We start from the raw sequence: 16,425 nt of genomic DNA on the forward strand, positions 1-16,425 counted from the left end.
GGCGCGCGTTCAGCATTCCGCAAGGCGTCGGCCCCGAGATGGAGGCCTCACCATCCGCCAGCGCAAGGTGCGGTCATGACGCGTCCCATCGTCTGGGCCCTCGGGGTCTTCGGCGTCGCGGCTCTCTCGGCGGGGCAGTTCGTCTCGAACGGCCCGCCGGGAGCGGTCGCGCCGGCTTCGGTCGCGGGCACGGGCGAGCGGCTTCTCGTGATCGCGTCGGACCTTCGCGGGCACTACATCGTCCACCCGACCATCGGCAGCGCCCGGCTGCGCATGCTCGTCGACACGGGGGCAAGCTTCGTCGCGCTCACCGCGGAGGATGCCGGAAAGGCGGGGATCCGGCCCGGCCCGGGCGACCCCGTCAGGACCCTGTCCACCGCCAACGGCGTCGTCGTGGCGCGGGCGGTGCGCGTCCGGGAGATGAGCGTCGGCGACATCGTGGTGCGGGACGTGGAAGCCGTGGTGATGCCCCCCGGGAGCATGGGCGTGAGCCTGCTCGGGATGGCCTTCCTGCGCCGCCTCAAGGGCTTCGAGGTCTCGGGCGGCCGCCTCACCCTGCGGGGCTGAGGATCACGGCGCCGCGCCCCGGCTGCGCGGTGGCCCACCATGCGGATGCGCGAGGGCCCCGTGTCACGGGGCGCCCCGGGAATGCGCCGCCCCTGTGAGAAATGTCCCGATCCTGGGCGGCTGCGCCCCCGAGCTCTCAGGTGGTCGGGCTCGTGAGGCAGGCGGTCGAGCCCGCGCGCACGACCTCGCTCACGTTGCGAACCGGCCAGGGGGTCGTTTCGGAGAGGGTCAGGGTGCCGGTGATCACGTAGCCGACCATGGGTTTGTAATCCATCGTGGCATCGGCCACCACGTAGGAGGTGTTGGCCGTGCGGAAGCCCTCCGGCACGTCCACGACGGCGTTGCGCGTCAAGGCCGTGGCGCCGCCTCGGGCGTCGCTCCAGCAGACCCGGCCCTCGACCACGGTGTCGGAGATCTTGCGCACGACGATGGAGGTGACCCTCATCTGGACCTTCGAGCCGTCGAACGGGTACATGACCGCTGCGGCCGCCGCGAAGATGCTGTTCATCTCGGTGTCGCTGATCGTCGTGCCGCGGCCCGTCAAGTCCGCGAGGCTGCGGGACAGGAGGGTGAGCTTGCGGTCGGCACTGACCCCGTTCGTGACCTCGACCATGCCGAAATAGAGCACCATCATGAACGGCAGCACGAGGGCGAACTCGACGGCCGCGACGCCGCCCCGGCTCCGGACGAAGGCCGCGAGCCGGCCCAGGGCGTTCTTCGACGCGGCGACGGGGCGCATGGGGAACCTCGGCGCGCTCATTGGTAGGGCTCGTTGCGGAAGGTTGCGGTCGCCATGAGGAGACGGTTGCCGTTGGCGAGATTGCCCTGGTTCGTGTTGAGCAGGGACACGAAGACCGGATATTCGAGGGCCGCCCGCACCACGACGATCTCGTTCGGCTGGCTGTTCTGGTAGGTGAAGCTGCTGGTGTCGAGCGCCCCGTTCGTGACGGGCGGCGTGATCGCCCCGGGGAAGGCCGAGTAGGAGCGCACGTCGATCTTCAGCTTGCCGTGGCAGTCGAACAGCGGGAGGCGGTTGACCTTCTGGCCGTCCTTGACCTCCGTTCCGCAGATCATATCCTTGAAGGCCTCCGCGAGCTGCGCGGCGGACTTGCCTTGGTTCGACGCCTGGAGCTGGAACTGCCCCGTGTAGATCTGGCGCGAGGCGTCCGCGATCATCGACTCCATGACCTGGGACGTCCAGAAGGCGAGGGACACCTCGAGGATCGAGAACAGGATCGCGAAGAAGGGCATCGCGACAAGGGAAAATTCCACCGCCGTGACGCCGTTCGCGTCCCGGCGAAACCGCCTCAGGAGCGTGCGCCGGACGTGCCGGGGCGGGGAGGGGGGCGGCGTGGGATCGGGAGGGGCTGCGGGCATGGCGGACGGATCCATGGCTCCCTTGGGAGCGTGATGCCGGATGGCGGCCGGCGACGTTGCAACCCCCGTGTAGCGCGGAAAGATTTCCGGACGGTTAGAGGGCTGCCGAGCCCGGTCGCGGGGGCGTCAAGGATTCGTTCACCGCTGCGGCCCGGACGAGCGCGGCGCCTTGCGGGGTCAGCGGCTCGTCGCCGTCGAGTTGCGCGCCTGGGCCTGGCCGGCGGTCTCGCTGAAGTACCTGCCCGAATCGCCGAGCAGGATCGAGGGCTGGCAATTGGGCGTGCACGAATAGGATTCCCGCTCGAGCCCGCGCTGGACCACCACGACGGAATCCACGGGCGCCTGCACGCTGATCATCGACTCGGCCAGCATGGTGCCGGCGTTGTCGAGGGCGATCAGGTTCGTCACCCCGTAGCTCTTGCCCGTGAGGATGAGGACCCCGTTCCGCTGGACGGTGACGTCCGCGATGATCGGGTTGCCGACGATCACCGTCTGGGTCCGCTCCGGCAGCTTGATCACGCGGGCGTGGTCGATCTGCACGGAGACGGTTTCCCGGGCCTTGGCGGCCGGATCGGCGAGCGCCGGCGCGGCGAGGCCGGCGAGAAGTCCGATCGAGGCGAGCAGTGCAAGGCGCATCGAAGCCGAAACCTTGATGGGGTGGGACGCTGGACGGGTGCATTCCAGCGCAGATTGGTGAAGGAAGGCCTAACGGACCCCGAAGACCGATCGGGATGCCAGCCCTCGTCGATCGTCCGAGGGCGCCCGGATGCCGGTTAGCTTTGCGGACCTCCGTTCCGCGGCGGCTTATATCGCAGTTTAACAAGTCGTCATTCAATCAATACTTCGAGATGTTTCAGAAAACGCCCTCGCCGAGGACCGCAGGTTCAAGAGTTTCATCCAGGATGCGTTAACCATCGGAAGCATCGATCGCCGCGTTTGCGTTGCGGCGTTCGGTTTTAACCTTGTCGAAACAGTCGGCTTCTATGGTCGACCTCGGTTCCGGCGAAACTGCCACGACGAGCAGTCGACCGGACGGTTGAGAACCAACGTGGCAAGGAGCCTATCCATGAAGACCCTGATGAACCGCTTCGTTAAGGACGAGTCCGGCGCGACCGCCATCGAGTACGGCCTGATCGCCTCGCTGATCGCCGTCGTGATCATCACCGCGCTCACGACGCTGGGTGGGAACGTCTCGGCCGTGTTCCAGAAGGTCGCCTCGAACATCAAGACCTGACCCTAAGCTCTCAAGGCGGGGCTACCCCGCCCTGGGGTGGACCTAGGTCTAGGTCTCGCAAGGTCTCGCCGGCATCCGCCGGCGGGACCCATTTTTTGACCCCTAACCGGGTTTTCAGGCCCCACCAACGCCTATGACACCAAGGGCGCAGGCTTTTCCATGATGTCGCGGGCCCAATCGGGTAGTCGCTCCGCCCTGGCGTTGTGGAGCTTCATCGGTTTCGCCTCGGCCGCGAGCGTCGGGATCTGGGTTCTTGCCGGTATCGGGCTGAAGGGCCCGGACCTCGCGGTCGTCGTCCTCATCGCGGTCCTCCTGCTGGGGCTGGACGCCTTCTATTCCCATGCCCGGCCGGACCCGCGGATCGCCCGCCTGGCGCGCGGCATGGCCGAGCTTCTCCTCCTCACCATCATGATCGGCGCCCTGTCCTATAGCGGCGCCACGCTGGCGATGCCGCTGTGGGACGGCACGTTCCAGGCCTGGGACGAGGCGCTCGGCTTCGACTGGCGCTTCTGGCTCTCGGTGCTCGACGCCAACCCGGCCCTCCATCATGCGCTCGTGCTCGCCTACCATTCCATGCTGCCCCAGCTCGTGATCGCCGTGGCGGTCCTGGCGGCGCTCGGCCGGGAGCGTCACCTCGACACCTATCTGCTCGCCTACGGTCTCGCGGCGCTCGCGACCGTATCGGTGGCGGCCCTCATGCCGGCCCTGAGCCCTCTGGTCCATCTCGGGCTCAGCCCGGCGGACCATCCCAATATCGTCCTCGCCGTGCCGCTGGAGTTTCAGGAGCAGGCCACGGCGTTGCGCGAGGGGCGCATGCGCATGGTCGACCTCTCGGGAGCGCAGGGGCTCGTGACCTTCCCGAGCTTCCACACGGTGTGCGCCGTGCTGCTCCTGCTGGCCTTCCGCCCGGTGCCCTACCTGCGCTGGATCGGCGCGGTCCTGAACGGCCTCATGCTCGTCGCCATCCCCATCGAGGGCAGCCACTACCTCGTCGACGTGATCGCCGGCGCCGCGCTGGCCCTGGCCGGCTGGGCGCTCGCATGCCGCATCGTCGATGGCGAGGGCCGGCGCGAGGCCGCGTCCGGCTTCGTCGGGACGGCACCGGCGACCGGCTGAAACGCTTCGGCAATCTACCCCTGCTAGGACAGGGCCCGCCCCGCAAGGAAACCTGCGATGAACGCCCCGATCCTGCTGCTGTTTCCCGCCCTCATGGCCTACGCGGCGGCAAGCGACCTTCTCACGATGACGATCCCGAACCGGATCTCGCTCGCCCTCGTGGCGGGCTTCGCGGCGCTCGTCCTGCTCGGCTTCGTGCCCATCAAGGACGTGCCGATGCACCTGGCTGCGGGGGCGCTCGTGCTCGTGGCGTGCTTCGGCATGTTCGCGGCCGGCTGGATGGGCGGCGGCGACGCCAAGCTCGCGGCCGTGACCGCGCTGTGGCTCGGCTTCGATCCCCTGCTCGACTACCTGCTCGTCACGGCGGTGGCAGGCGGCGCCCTGACGCTGGGACTGCTCGCCATGCGCGGCGTCCCGCTGCCCGCCTTCGCGCTGGGCTGGACATGGCTCACGCGGCTTCACGACCGTAAGACGGGCATCCCCTACGGCATCGCCCTCGCGGGCGCGGCCCTTCTCGTCTATCCGGAATCGCCGGTCTGGCGCGCGGGTCTCGGCCTCTGAGAGCCGGGATCGGGCCCGGGGATCCGCCCATCGGGCCCGTTCCGGCCCGGCGCCACGACTGATTAACCATGTTTTGACGATTCGCAGGGCAGGGTCGTGTCCCGACAGTTCTTTGTCGCGACCGGATGCCTCGCATGAAACCTGCTCGTCTCGCCGTTCTGGGCTGCGCGATGGCCGCCGCCGCCGGCGCCGCCGTGCTCATGATGGGCGGCCAGCCGTCCCAGCCCGTCGCCCAGGCCGAGCCCGCGCCGGCCATGCGGACCGAGGACGTGCTCGTCGCGGCCGCGGACCTGCCGATGGGGCAGACGCTGCGGCCGGCGGACCTTCGCTGGCAGGCCTGGCCCGCCGACGCGGTGCCGAGCGGGTTCGTCACCCGCGCCGCCGCGCCCGGCGCCCTCGACGAGACCGCCGGATCCATCGCCCGCCAGGCCTTCCTCAGCGGCGAGCCCATCCGGCGCGAGAAGCTCATCCGGGCCGACGGCAGCGGCTTCATGTCGGCGATCCTGCCCTCCGGGATGCGCGCGGTCGCCATCACGATCGACACCCGCGGCGCCACCTCGGCGGGCGGCTTCATCCTGCCCAACGACCGCGTCGACGTGATCCGCACCTTCCGCGACGACGAATCCTCCCGCTCCGGCGGCTCGGACGTGCATGTGTCCGAGACCATCCTCTCCAACATCCGGGTCCTCGCCATCGGGCAGACGGTGCAGGAGCGCAACGGCGAGAAGGTGGTCACCGGCGAGACGGCGACCCTCGAGCTGACGCCGGCGCAGGTCGAGCTCGTGACCCTCGGGCAGAAGGTGGGGCAGCTCTCCCTCGCCCTGCGCAGCCTCACCGACGCCCACCAGACCGAAGCCGCCGTCCGCGACGAGCGCAGCGAGAGCGGCCTCACGGTCGTGCGCTACGGCGTGTCGAAGCAGACCCCCAAGCGGTGACCGCCATGCCTGCCATCCAGAAAGGCCGTCCGATGCCATCGCTCCTCCCGCCCGTGGCGGGCGTCCGGGCCGCCGTCGCCGCCGCCCTCGTGCACGCCCTGGCGTTCGGTCCCGCGCCCGCCCTCGCCAAGGGCCCGGCCGCGCTGCCCCCCGCCGGCGTCGAGGCCTCCGGCGCCCCGCTGATCACCATCGGCCCCGAGGAGCAGGGCACGGCGCGCCGCATGGACCTGTCCATCGGCAAGTCGATCATCGTGGACCTGCCCCGCGACGCCAAGGAGGTGTTCGTCGCCAATCCGAAGGTCGCGAACGCGGTCGTGCGCTCCACCCGCAAGATCTTCGTCATCGGCATGGAGAACGGCGCCACGTCCATCTTCGTGCTCGACGCCGAGGGCCGGCAGATCGCCACCCTCGAGATCAGCGTCGGGCGCGACCTCAACGTCCTGCGCCAGACCCTGCGCACCTCCCTGCCCGGCGCCCAGGTCGACGTGCGCCCGGCGGGGGACTCGATCCTCCTGACGGGCGTGGTCGCGTCGGCGTCGGATGCCCAGCAGGCGGCCGACATCGCCACCGCTTTCGTGGGTGCGTCGGGCGGCCTCTTCTCGTCGACGAAAGGCGCCGTGATCAACTCGCTCACCATCAAGGGCAAGGAGCAGGTGATGCTCCGCGTCACCGTGGTGGAGGTGGCCCGCTCGGTGCTCAAGCAGTTCGGCATCAGCACGTCGGGCAGCTGGTCGGGCCTCGACGTCGCGACGGCGCAGTCGTTCTCCTTGAGCCCGCAGGTCCAGGCGACGAGCAACTCCATCACGGGCGGCTTCAAGGCAGGCGGCTTCAGCGCCAGCGCGACCCTGAACGCCTTCGAGCGGGCGGGCGTCTCGCGCGTGCTCGCCGAGCCCACCCTCGTCGCGATCTCGGGCGAGGCCGCGACCTTCACGGCCGGCGGCGAGATCCCGCTGCCCAGCGGCCAGTCCTGCGAGCCCATCGCGGGAACCTCGCGGGTGCGATGCACCCAGGGCGTCGAGTTCAAGCCCTTCGGCATCAATCTCTCCTTCACCCCCGTGGTGCTCGCCGAGAACCGGATCTCGCTGCGGGTCTCGACGGAGGTGACGGAGCTCGACTACGAGAACCAGTTCCGGTTCGAGACCGTGAACGTGCCGGGCATCAAGGTGCGCAAGTCCGTCACGAGCGTGGAGCTGCCCTCCGGCGCCACCATGATGACGGCGGGCCTGCTCAGCCAGCACTGGGGCCACGCGATCAGCGGCACGCCGGGGATGATGAACCTGCCGATCCTGGGCGCCCTGTTCCGCTCGCGCGACTACCAGCGCCGCGAGACGGAGCTGATGATCCTCGTCTCGCCCTACATCGCCAAGGCGATGGAATCGCGCGAGGTCGCGCGGCCGGACGACGGCTTCGTGGAGGCCTATGACGGCCAGGCGGTGCTGCTCGGGCGCCTCAACAAGCTCTACGGCGTCGTCGGCTCCGAGGCCGGGCCCAAGGGCCTGCGCGGCCGCTTCGGCTTCATCACGGACTGATCCCGCACGCCCCGCCCGCGCTCCATCCAAGGACTTCGCGCATGCTGCCCCACCTCTCGCCTCTCCAGGGACGCCTCGCGGCCCTCGCGCTCCTGGCCCTGCCGCTGTCCGCCTGCATGGCCGACAAGTCGGTGACCGGCTCGACCTATCCCCGCGACTACCGCGAGCGCCACCCGATCGTGCTCAAGGACGCGCCCCGCAGCCTCGACGTCTTCACCGCCGGCGCCGCCCTCGACGACCGCCAGCGCGACGACGTGCGCGCCTTCGCGGCGGAGTACCTGCGCTCGGGCAACGGGCCCATCACGGCCCAGATCCCCGCCGGGTCGCCGGGCGCCCACCGCACCTTCCAGGCCGTGCGCGCGGCCCTCGCCGAGGGCGGCCTGCCGGGCACCGCCATCGCGGTGAGCTCGTACCAGCCCGCCGATCCCGTCCTCGCCTCGCCGATCCGTCTCTCCTATGCCGGGATGCGGGCCCAGGTGGCGAGCAAATGCGGGCTGTGGCCGCAGGATCTCGGCGTGACCGACGTCGCCTTCAACATCCGCAACGAGCCCTATTGGAACCTCGGCTGCTCGATGCAGAACAACGTCGCGGCCCAGGTGGCCGACCCCGTCGACCTCGTGCGCGGCCGGTCCGAGGGCCGGCCAGACACGATCCGCCGGGCGAAGGTCATCGAAAGCATCCGCCAGGGCAAAGATCCGTCAACCCAATACCGTCAGGATGGCCAGAACCGGATCAACTCGACGGTCGCGAACTGAACGCCCGGATGCCCAGGAGCCCCAGCATGCCCGACATGACCGATACCGGCGAGCGCCTCATCGCGCCCGTGCCGCGGGTGGCGATCCAGGCCTTCTGCGAGACCCCGGACGTCGCCACCGCCATCGAGGCGGCGGCCACCGACCGGCGGATGCAGAAAACCCACCTCAAGGTCCAGACCGGCGGCGGGGCCGCGGCGGTCGAGTCCTACCGGCATGCCCCGACGCCCAACGTCATCGTTCTCGAGGCGCCCCGGGGCGCCCAGGACGCGTTCCTCGGCCAGCTCGACTCGCTCGCCGAGAGCTGCGACGCGGGCACGAAGGTGCTCGTCGTGGGGCACGTCAACGACGTCCTGTTCTACCGCGACCTGATGCGCCGGGGGGTGAGCGAGTACCTCATCGCGCCCGTCGAGGTGCTGGAGGTGGTGCGCGCGATCTCCGAGCTCTTCAACGCCCCCGGCGCCGAGCCTGTCGGGCGCTCGGTGGCGGTGGTTGGCGCCAAGGGAGGCGTGGGCGCCTCCACGGTGGCGCACAACATCGCCTGGTCGGTCGCGCGGGCCCAGGGGACGGCCACCGTGATCGTCGACCTCGACATCGCCTTCGGGACGGCGGGCCTCGACTTCAACCAGGACCCGCCGCAGGGCATCGCCGAGGCGATCTTCTCCCCCGACCGCCTCGACGCCAACCTCGTCGACCGGCTCCTGTCGAAATGCTCCGACAACCTGAGCCTGCTCGCGGCCCCCGCGATGCTGGACCGCACCTGCGATCTCGCCGAGACGTCGGTGGACGGGGTGATCGACATCCTGCGCAACACCGTGCCCTGCGTCGTCCTCGACGTGCCGCACGTGTGGACGGCCTGGAGCCGGCGGATCCTCGTGAGCGCGGACGAGATCGTGATCGTGGCGACCCCGGATCTCGCGTCGCTTCGCAACACGAAGAACCTCTTCGACCTCCTCAAGAGCAACCGCCCCAACGACCGCCGCCCGCGGGTGATCCTCAACATGACCGCGATCCCCAAGCGCCCCGAGATCGCGCCGGCGGAGTTCGCCAAGGCGATCGGCACGGAGCTCGCGGGCGTGCTCGCCTTCGACGCGCCCCTGTTCGGCACGGCCGCGAACAACGGCCAGATGATCGCCGAAGTCCAGCCCTCGGGGAAGGTGGCGGAGAGCTTCGACGACATCGCGGCCGCCATCATGGGGCGCCCGGAGGCCAAGCGCACCCGCAGCGCCGGCCTCCTCGACCCGCTGCTCACCAAGATCGTACGGCGCAAGGCGTCCTGAGGGGCTCTGGAAGGAGGCACGTGAGCGATGTTCGGTAAGAGAGCGGCCTTCGGTTCGGCGCCCGGCCCCGCGCCCGCGGCGCCCGCGGCGCAGCCCGCCCCGACCCTGCCGGCACGCGAGGCGCCCGAGCCCGTCCGGGCCCCCGTCGCGGTGGCGCAGGAGCGCCCCCGCTCGGAGGAATATTACCAGACGAAAAGCATGATCTTCGGCGCGCTGATCGAGGCCATCGATCTGTCGCAGCTGTCGCGCCTCGACGCCGACTCGGCGCGCGAGGAGATCCGCGACATCGTCAACGAGATCATCTCCCTCAAGAACGTGGTCATGTCGATCGCGGAGCAGGAGGAGATCCTCGACGACATCTGCAACGACGTCCTGGGCTACGGTCCGCTCGAGCCGCTGCTCTCGCGCGACGACATCGCCGACATCATGGTGAACGGCGCCGCCAAGACCTACATCGAGGTCGGCGGCAAGATCCAGATGACGAATGTCCGCTTCCGCGACAACCAGCAGCTGATGAACATCTGCCAACGGATCGTGAGCCAGGTCGGCCGGCGCGTCGATGAATCCTCGCCCATCTGCGACGCGCGCCTGCCCGACGGCTCCCGCGTGAACGTGATCGCCCCGCCGCTCGCCATCGACGGCCCGGCCCTCACGATCCGCAAGTTCAAGAAGGACAAGCTCACCCTCGACCAGCTCGTGAAGTTCGGGGCGATCGCCCAGCCCGGGGCCGACATCCTGAAGATCGTCGGCAAGGTGCGCTGCAACCTCGTGATCTCGGGCGGCACGGGCTCGGGCAAGACCACCCTGCTCAACTGCCTCACGAACTACATCGAGCACGACGAGCGGGTGATCACCTGCGAGGACGCGGCGGAGCTCCAGCTCCAGCAGCCCCACGTGGTGCGCCTGGAGACGCGCCCGCCCAACCTCGAGGGGCAGGGCCAAGTCACCATGCGCGACCTTGTGCGCAACTGCCTGCGCATGCGCCCCGAGCGCATCATCGTCGGCGAGGTGCGCGGCCCGGAGGCGTTCGACCTCCTCCAGGCCATGAACACGGGCCACGACGGCTCCATGGGCACGCTCCACGCCAACTCGCCCCGCGAGTGCCTGTCGCGTATCGAATCCATGATCACCATGGGCGGCTTCTCGCTGCCCTCGCGCACCATCCGCGAGATGATCTGCTCGTCCATCGACGTGATCATCCAGGCCGCCCGCCTGCGCGACGGCTCGCGCCGCATCACGCACATCACGGAGGTGATGGGGATGGAGGGCGACGTGATCATCACCCAGGATCTCGTGCTCTACGACATCGTCGGCGAGGACGCGAACGGCAAGCTCATCGGCCAGCACCGCTCGACGGGCATCGGCCGCCCCCGCTTCTGGGACCGCGCCCGCTATTACGGCGAGGACAAGCGGCTCGCCGCCGCCCTCGACGCCCTGGAGCAGACCTCGGGCGGGGTCCTGTCGTGAGGCCGACCGCCGGCCAGGTCAGGGGAGCCCGTCCATGGACCTGAACACCCTCGCCCCGATCGTCCTGATCGCGTTCGCGGCCGGCGGCGTCGCCTACGTGTTCCTCTATCCGCTGCTCTCGGGCGAGCGGCGTGCCGAGCACCGCCAGAAGGCCTTCGTGGCCCGCGGCGAGGAGCGCCGGGTCGACCGGACCTCCCTCGTGAACCGCCGCGATCAGGTGGCGCAGAGCCTCAAGGAGATCGAGGCGCGCGAGAAAGCCCGGAACAAGGTCTCGCTCGAGATGAAGATCGCCCAGGCGGGGCTCGGCTTGACGAAGGGCCAGTTCTACGCGGTGAGCGCGGGCGCGGCCTTGGTCACGGGCCTTCTCGTCTTCCTCGTCACGGCAGCTCCCCTGGCGGCGCTCGGGGGCCTCTTCGCTGGCGGCTTCGGGCTGCCGCAATGGTTCCTCTCCAGCCGGCGCAAGCGGCGGGTCAAGCGCTTCCTCACGGAACTGCCGGGCGCGCTCGACGTGGTGGTGCGCGGCATCCGGGCGGGCCTCCCCCTCAACGACTGCGTGCGCATGATCGCCTCGGAGGCGCAGGAGCCGCTGCGCTCGGAGTTCCGCACCGTGGTCGAGGCCCAGACCCTCGGCCTCTCGCTGGGCGAGGGCCTGGCGAAGCTGCACGAGCGGGTGCCCGTGCCCGAGACGAACTTCGTCGCCATCGTGATCGGCATCCAGCAGCAATCGGGCGGCAACCTGTCGGAGGCGATCGGAAACCTCTCGAAGGTGCTGCGCGAGCGCAAGAAGATGCGCGACAAGGTGACCGCCATGAGCATGGAGGCGAAGGCCTCGGCCGGCATCATCGCCGCCATGCCCTTCACGGTTGGGCTCCTGACCTACCTCTCCAGCCCGCAATATATCGAGCTGCTCTGGAAGACCCAGGTCGGCCAGTTCGCGATGATGATGGCCGCGGTGTGGATGTGCATCGGCGTCTTCGTGATGAAGAAGATGATCGATTTCGACATCTGAGGCGCAACGCGCGGAGCGAGTGGACGGATGCTTTCCCTGATCCTGTCGAAGGTCACCGACCCGCAATTCGTGGCCATGATCCTCGTGGCGATAGCCGCCGCGGCGACCGTGTACACGATCGCCATGCCGTTCCTGGAGGGAGACGACCTCTCCAAGCGCATGAAGGCCGTGGCCCTGGAGCGCGACCGCATCCGGGCCCGCGAGCGCGATCGCCTGGTGAACGCCCAGGGGCGCACGAGCCTGCGCCAGGAGCCCAAGGCCTACATGAAACGGGTGGTGGACCGCTTCAAGCTCGGGGACTGGCTCGGCACGGAGACCGCGAAGAAGCAGTTGCTTATGGCGGGCTATCGCGGGCCGCAGGCGGAGGTCGCCTTCCTGTTCTTCCGGCTCGTCGTGCCCATCGGCCTGATGATCCTGGCCGTCTTCTACCTGTTCGTGCTCAACGCCCTGAACCAGCCCCTGCTCATCCGGCTGGGCCTCGTGATCAGCGCCACCTACCTGGGCATCAAGCTGCCGGAGGTCTTCCTCAAGAACACCATCACCAAGCGACAGGATTCCATCCGGCGCGCCTGGCCCGATTCGCTCGACCTGCTGCTGATCTGCGTGGAAGCCGGCATGTCGATCGAGCAGGCCTTCCGGCGGGTGAGCACGGAGGTGGGGAGCCAGTCGGTGCCGCTGGCCGAGGAGTTCACGCTCACCACGGCCGAGCTGTCCTACCTGCAGGAGCGGCGTCTCGCCTACGAGAACCTGGCAACCCGCACGGGCCTGGAGACCGTGAAGGCGATCACCACCGCGCTGATCCAGGCCGAGCGCTACGGCACGCCGCTGGGGACCGCTTTGCGCGTGCTCGCCCAGGAAAGCCGCGACATGCGCATGAACGAGGCCGAGAAGAAGGCCGCGGCGCTGCCCCCGAAGCTCACCGTCCCGATGATCCTGTTCTTCCTGCCCGTCCTGTTCGTGGTGATCATGACGCCGGCCCTGACGCAGGTTTTCGGCTGGCGCTAGGACTTGCCGGGACCTTGCGCTCTATCAAGGGCGGGGCGTGGGAGGCCTGCTAGGAAGAGGGCATGGATGCGCCCCTCGCCCTCATCTTCGCCGTTCTGGCCCTGCTCGCGACGCCCGGCCCGACCAACACGCTGCTCGCTGCCTCCGGCGCCCTGGTGGGCGCACGCCGTTCCCTCGTCCTCGTACCGGCGGAGATCGCAGGCTACCTCACGGGAATCGGGGCTCTCCTTCTCGTCGTCGGGCCCGCGCTCGCGGGGCTGCCGCCCCTGGGGGCCGCCTTGAAGCTCGCGGCGGGAGCCTATCTGGCTCGATCGAGCTTCGTCCTGTGGCGGGGCGGAGGGGCCGGGCCGGCGAGCGCGAGGGTTGCCGTCGCCTCGCCGCAGCGCGTCTTGGTGACGACCCTGCTCAACCCCAAAGCTCTGGTGTTTGCGTTCGGGATCTTTCCGACGGTGGATCCGCTAACGGCCGCGCCGCTTTTCGCTGGGCTCGTCGCTCTGGCGGCTCTGGGCTGGATCCTTGTAGGAGCCTGGCTTGGCCGCGCCGCGGGGGCCCCGGGCGCCGCGGCGGGGCTCGCCCGGGCCGCGGCACTGGCTCAGGGGGGCTTCGCGGCCGCCGTCGCCGGCTCGGCCGTCGCGGCGTTCTAGAGACCTAGGACGACTGGCCTCAGGGCTTCGCCGAGGCTGTCTTGGGCGCGGGGCGGGCGGGCTTGCCCCGGGCGCCGTCGGCGTTGCGGATGGCGTTCCAGCTGTTGGGCTGGGCCACCATGGCGCGCAGCGCCCCGACGCTCGATTCGGCCTCCTGGGCGGGAAGCGTGCGGCGCAGGAGCTCCTCAGCCTCCCCGAGCTTGCCCTGCAGGCCCAGCACCAGGGCGAGGTTCTGGCGCACGCGGGCGTCGGCCTGGGGATGGGCGGCGGCCTCCCTGAGCGCTCGCTCGGCGTCGGGCAGGCGCTTGGAGAGCGCATAGGAGAGCCCCAGATTCGACAGGACCGCCGGCTCGCCGGGCACGATGCGCAGGGCGCCCTCGTAGAAGCTCTGCGCGCGCGCATGCTCGCCGAGCTGGTCGGCGACCGCGCCCTGGGCCGAGAGGATGCGCCAGTCGGGCCGCTCGGGCAGGTGGGCGCGGGCGAGCACGTCCGCGGCCTCCTTGAATCGGCCGACGTCGGAGAGCGCCCGGCCATAGGCGCCCATGAGCTCCATGCTCTTGGGCTGGCGGATGGCGGCCTGCTGGAGGACCGCCACGGCCTGGGCCCGTTGGCCCTGCGCCCTCAGGACCGCCGCATAGCCGATGGCGGTCGTGGGATCCGTCGGGTTGGCATCGAATCGCTTCGACCAGGTCTCGGCGTCGCGCTGGAGCGCCTCGGGGGAGGCCGTCGCGGCCGGATTGATGGAGCCCGTGGCCTCGGGGCCGCGCCGGGACAGGCAGCCGCTCGTGCCGAGCGCGATCAGCCCCACGGCGGCGAGAGCGCGCCAGCGGCGCAGGACCGGCCGACCTTGCAGCGCGGACGACGGCATGACACGAACCTCCCACGAACCAGGCGCGAAACCCTCGCCTTCCATCGTTGGTAGTCTGTTAACCCTAACGGATCGTAAAAACCGGACCCTGCCCATGCCCCATCCCCTTCTCGTCACGGACGCCGCCGATGCCCGCCCGATCTGGCTCGTCACCGAGGAGACATGGACGGGCGTCGCCGAGGGGCTGACGCCGCTCGCGCGGGGCTTTGCGGCGGCGCAGGGGTTCGAGCCGAAGGCGGGCCGCCACGTCGTCCTGCCGGACGAGGCCGGCGGGATCGCGGGCGTGGTGCTCGGGATCGAGGGCGTGGGCGCCCGGCGCGTCGACCCGTTCGGGCCGGGGCGCCTGTCGGGGGGCCTGCCCGAGGGGGTGTACCGCTTCGCAACACCCCCCGCCGACGCCACCCTCGCGACGCTCTCCTGGCTGCTCGGGGCCTATGCCTTCCGCCGCTACAAGAAGGGCCCCGACCGGGCCGCCCGCCTCGTGGTGCCTGACGGCGTCGACGCCGAGGAGGTGAGCCGCATCGCCGGGGCGGTGGCGCTCGGACGCGACCTCGTCAACACGCCCGCCAACGACCTCCTCCCCGACGGGCTCGAAGCCGCGGCCCGGGCGCTCGCCGAGCGGCACGGGGCGCAGGTCACGGTGACCACGGGCGACGATCTCCTCGGGGGCAACTTCCCGATGATCCATGCCGTCGGCCGGGCGTCGAGCGTGGCGCCCCGCCTCATCGACATGGTGCACGGCCCCGAGGACGGGCCGAAGGTCACGATCGTCGGCAAGGGCGTGTGCTTCGACACGGGCGGCCTCAACATCAAGCCCGACGCCTCCATGCTCCTCATGAAGAAGGACATGGGCGGGGCGGCCGCCGCGCTCGCGCTCGCCGACATGGTGATGGGATCGGGCCTGCCGATCCGCCTGCGCGTGCTCGTGCCGGCGGTGGAGAACTCCATCTCCGGCAGCGCCTTCCGCCCCGGCGACGTGCTCCCGAGCCGCAAGGGCCTCAGCGTCGAGATCGGCAACACGGACGCGGAGGGCCGCCTCGTCCTCGCCGACGCGCTCGCTCTCGCCGACGAGGAGGCGCCGGACCTCGTGGTGGATTTCGCGACGCTCACGGGCGCGGCGCGCGTGGCGCTCGGCCCCGACCTGCCGCCCTTCATGACGGAGGACGACGCCCTCGCGGCCGACCTCGACCGGCTCGGTGCCGCCGTGAACGACCCCGTCTGGCGCCTGCCCCTGTGGCCGCCCTACGCGTCGATGCTCGATTCGAAGGTGGCGGACATCAACCACATCTCAGGCGGCGCCTTCGCGGGCTCCATCACGGCGGCGCTCTTCCTGCGCCGGTTCGTGACGGCGGCCAAGGCGCATGTCCATTTCGACATCTACGCCTGGATCCCGAAGGCCCTCCCCGGGCGCCCCGAGGGCGGCGAGGTGCAGGCGGCGCGGCTGATCCATGCGCTGCTCAAGGAGCGCTACGGCCGGTGAGCGTCACGCCAGCCGCTTGCTCATGATCACGCTGCGATACGTCTTGCCCTCCCAGCGGACGTGGTCGACGAGGCGGTAGCCGCAGCGGCCGTACCAGGCCACGAGATGCGCCGCGTCCTCGGCGGTGTCGAGGGCGATGTCCCCGGCACCCAGCGCCCGGGCCATCGCTTCGGCGTGAGCGAGGAGGCGCGCCCCCACACCCCCGCCGTGGCACGCGGGCTCGACGCCGAACTGGCCGATCTTCGCCACCTCCGGCCGCTCGAACCACGGGCACCCGCCTCCGGCGCCCGGCGGGTAGACCATCAGGGTCCCCACCACGCGCCCGTCCCGCTCGGCGACAAGGCAGGTCCCGCCCGCGATGCGCTTGCGGGTCACCTCGGGGGTCTGGTCGACGGCGGTGTAGTTGAGGCCTCGGGCGCCGAGGCCCGCATAGGCGCGGTGCAGGAGGGCCGTGAGCGCGTCGATGCTGTCGGACGCGGCGAGGGGACGGATGGTGAGCGCCGGAGCCTCGGTGGTCGCGGTCATGGGGGTGTCCTAGGGTGGGCGCCGCACCATAGCCGGGCCCATGAACCTCGTCAGCCCGCGCACCTCTCCTCTCCCA

18 protein-coding genes are annotated in these 16,425 nt (G+C 70.3%); 13 read left to right on the forward strand and 5 right to left on the reverse strand.

All coding sequences use genetic code 11. The features are described from left to right. Positions 1-75: 75 nt before the first annotated feature. Positions 76-567: a retropepsin-like aspartic protease family protein gene (locus tag F0L46_RS21850; RefSeq protein ID WP_149821562.1), complete on the forward strand. Its 492-nt coding sequence runs from the start codon at positions 76-78 to the stop codon at positions 565-567. A 136-nt stretch (positions 568-703) separates the two neighbouring features. On the opposite strand, the gene F0L46_RS21855 is transcribed toward F0L46_RS21850, so the two are convergent. The 3 genes from F0L46_RS21855 to F0L46_RS21865 all read right to left on the reverse strand — a co-directional run bounded on the left by F0L46_RS21855 (position 704) and on the right by F0L46_RS21865 (position 2,580). After that, a complete protein-coding gene (locus F0L46_RS21855) occupies positions 704-1,306 on the reverse strand; it encodes a TadE/TadG family type IV pilus assembly protein (protein ID WP_188312085.1) in 603 nt (200 codons plus the stop codon). Between the two features lie 17 nt (positions 1,307-1,323). Further along, on the reverse strand, positions 1,324-1,944 hold the full coding sequence (locus F0L46_RS21860) for a TadE/TadG family type IV pilus assembly protein (protein WP_188312086.1): 621 nt from the start codon (positions 1,942-1,944) through the stop codon (positions 1,324-1,326). Positions 1,945-2,121: 177 nt separating this feature from the next. Next, on the reverse strand, positions 2,122-2,580 hold the full coding sequence (locus F0L46_RS21865) for a pilus assembly protein N-terminal domain-containing protein (protein WP_149821568.1): 459 nt from the start codon (positions 2,578-2,580) through the stop codon (positions 2,122-2,124). Between the two features lie 430 nt (positions 2,581-3,010). Here F0L46_RS21865 and F0L46_RS21870 point away from each other — a divergent pair, with 430 nt between their 5' ends. From F0L46_RS21870 to F0L46_RS21920, 11 genes are all read left to right on the forward strand, one after another. Beyond that, positions 3,011-3,178, forward strand: coding sequence for a Flp family type IVb pilin (locus F0L46_RS21870; protein WP_149821570.1), 168 nt, complete (start codon positions 3,011-3,013; stop codon positions 3,176-3,178). A 159-nt stretch (positions 3,179-3,337) separates the two neighbouring features. Beyond that, the gene (locus F0L46_RS21875; RefSeq protein ID WP_149821572.1) at positions 3,338-4,294 is read left to right on the forward strand and encodes a phosphatase PAP2 family protein; all 957 of its coding nucleotides are present in this window, start codon (positions 3,338-3,340) and stop codon (positions 4,292-4,294) included. Positions 4,295-4,351: 57 nt separating this feature from the next. Next, positions 4,352-4,855 (forward strand): A24 family peptidase, encoded by a 504-nt coding sequence (locus F0L46_RS21880; RefSeq protein WP_149821574.1) that lies wholly within the window; start codon positions 4,352-4,354, stop codon positions 4,853-4,855. 134 nt (positions 4,856-4,989) lie between these two features. After that, complete coding sequence (gene cpaB / locus F0L46_RS21885; RefSeq protein WP_149821577.1) at positions 4,990-5,790, forward strand: Flp pilus assembly protein CpaB; 801 nt, start codon at positions 4,990-4,992, stop codon at positions 5,788-5,790. 32 nt (positions 5,791-5,822) lie between these two features. Continuing rightward, a complete protein-coding gene (locus tag F0L46_RS21890; protein WP_149821579.1) occupies positions 5,823-7,319 on the forward strand; it encodes a type II and III secretion system protein family protein in 1,497 nt (498 codons plus the stop codon). A gap of 41 nt (positions 7,320-7,360) precedes the next feature. Then, positions 7,361-8,074: a CpaD family pilus assembly protein gene (locus tag F0L46_RS21895; protein WP_149821581.1), complete on the forward strand. Its 714-nt coding sequence runs from the start codon at positions 7,361-7,363 to the stop codon at positions 8,072-8,074. Positions 8,075-8,100: 26 nt separating this feature from the next. Next, complete coding sequence (locus tag F0L46_RS21900) at positions 8,101-9,351, forward strand: CpaE/TadZ family protein (protein ID WP_149821583.1); 1,251 nt, start codon at positions 8,101-8,103, stop codon at positions 9,349-9,351. 27 nt (positions 9,352-9,378) lie between these two features. Continuing rightward, on the forward strand, positions 9,379-10,818 hold the full coding sequence (locus F0L46_RS21905) for a TadA family conjugal transfer-associated ATPase (protein ID WP_149821585.1): 1,440 nt from the start codon (positions 9,379-9,381) through the stop codon (positions 10,816-10,818). A gap of 34 nt (positions 10,819-10,852) precedes the next feature. Beyond that, entirely contained in the window at positions 10,853-11,827 is a 975-nt protein-coding gene (locus F0L46_RS21910; protein WP_149821587.1) for a type II secretion system F family protein, read from the forward strand. A gap of 27 nt (positions 11,828-11,854) precedes the next feature. Continuing rightward, entirely contained in the window at positions 11,855-12,832 is a 978-nt protein-coding gene (locus F0L46_RS21915) for a type II secretion system F family protein (RefSeq protein ID WP_149821589.1), read from the forward strand. Between the two features lie 62 nt (positions 12,833-12,894). Then, entirely contained in the window at positions 12,895-13,476 is a 582-nt protein-coding gene (locus F0L46_RS21920) for a lysine transporter LysE (RefSeq protein WP_149821591.1), read from the forward strand. A 19-nt stretch (positions 13,477-13,495) separates the two neighbouring features. On the opposite strand, the gene F0L46_RS21925 is transcribed toward F0L46_RS21920, so the two are convergent. Next, positions 13,496-14,344 (reverse strand): tetratricopeptide repeat protein, encoded by an 849-nt coding sequence (locus F0L46_RS21925; RefSeq protein ID WP_149821593.1) that lies wholly within the window; start codon positions 14,342-14,344, stop codon positions 13,496-13,498. Positions 14,345-14,438: 94 nt separating this feature from the next. Here F0L46_RS21925 and F0L46_RS21930 point away from each other — a divergent pair, with 94 nt between their 5' ends. Then, a complete protein-coding gene (locus F0L46_RS21930; RefSeq protein ID WP_149821595.1) occupies positions 14,439-15,824 on the forward strand; it encodes a leucyl aminopeptidase family protein in 1,386 nt (461 codons plus the stop codon). Between the two features lie 3 nt (positions 15,825-15,827). Here F0L46_RS21930 and F0L46_RS21935 read toward each other — a convergent pair whose 3' ends face one another. Next, positions 15,828-16,349, reverse strand: coding sequence for a GNAT family N-acetyltransferase (locus F0L46_RS21935; RefSeq protein ID WP_149821597.1), 522 nt, complete (start codon positions 16,347-16,349; stop codon positions 15,828-15,830). Positions 16,350-16,425: the final 76 nt, after the last annotated feature.

The organism is Salinarimonas soli, assembly GCF_008386575.1.
In the GTDB taxonomy this organism is placed as follows: domain Bacteria; phylum Pseudomonadota; class Alphaproteobacteria; order Rhizobiales; family Beijerinckiaceae; genus Salinarimonas_A; species Salinarimonas_A soli.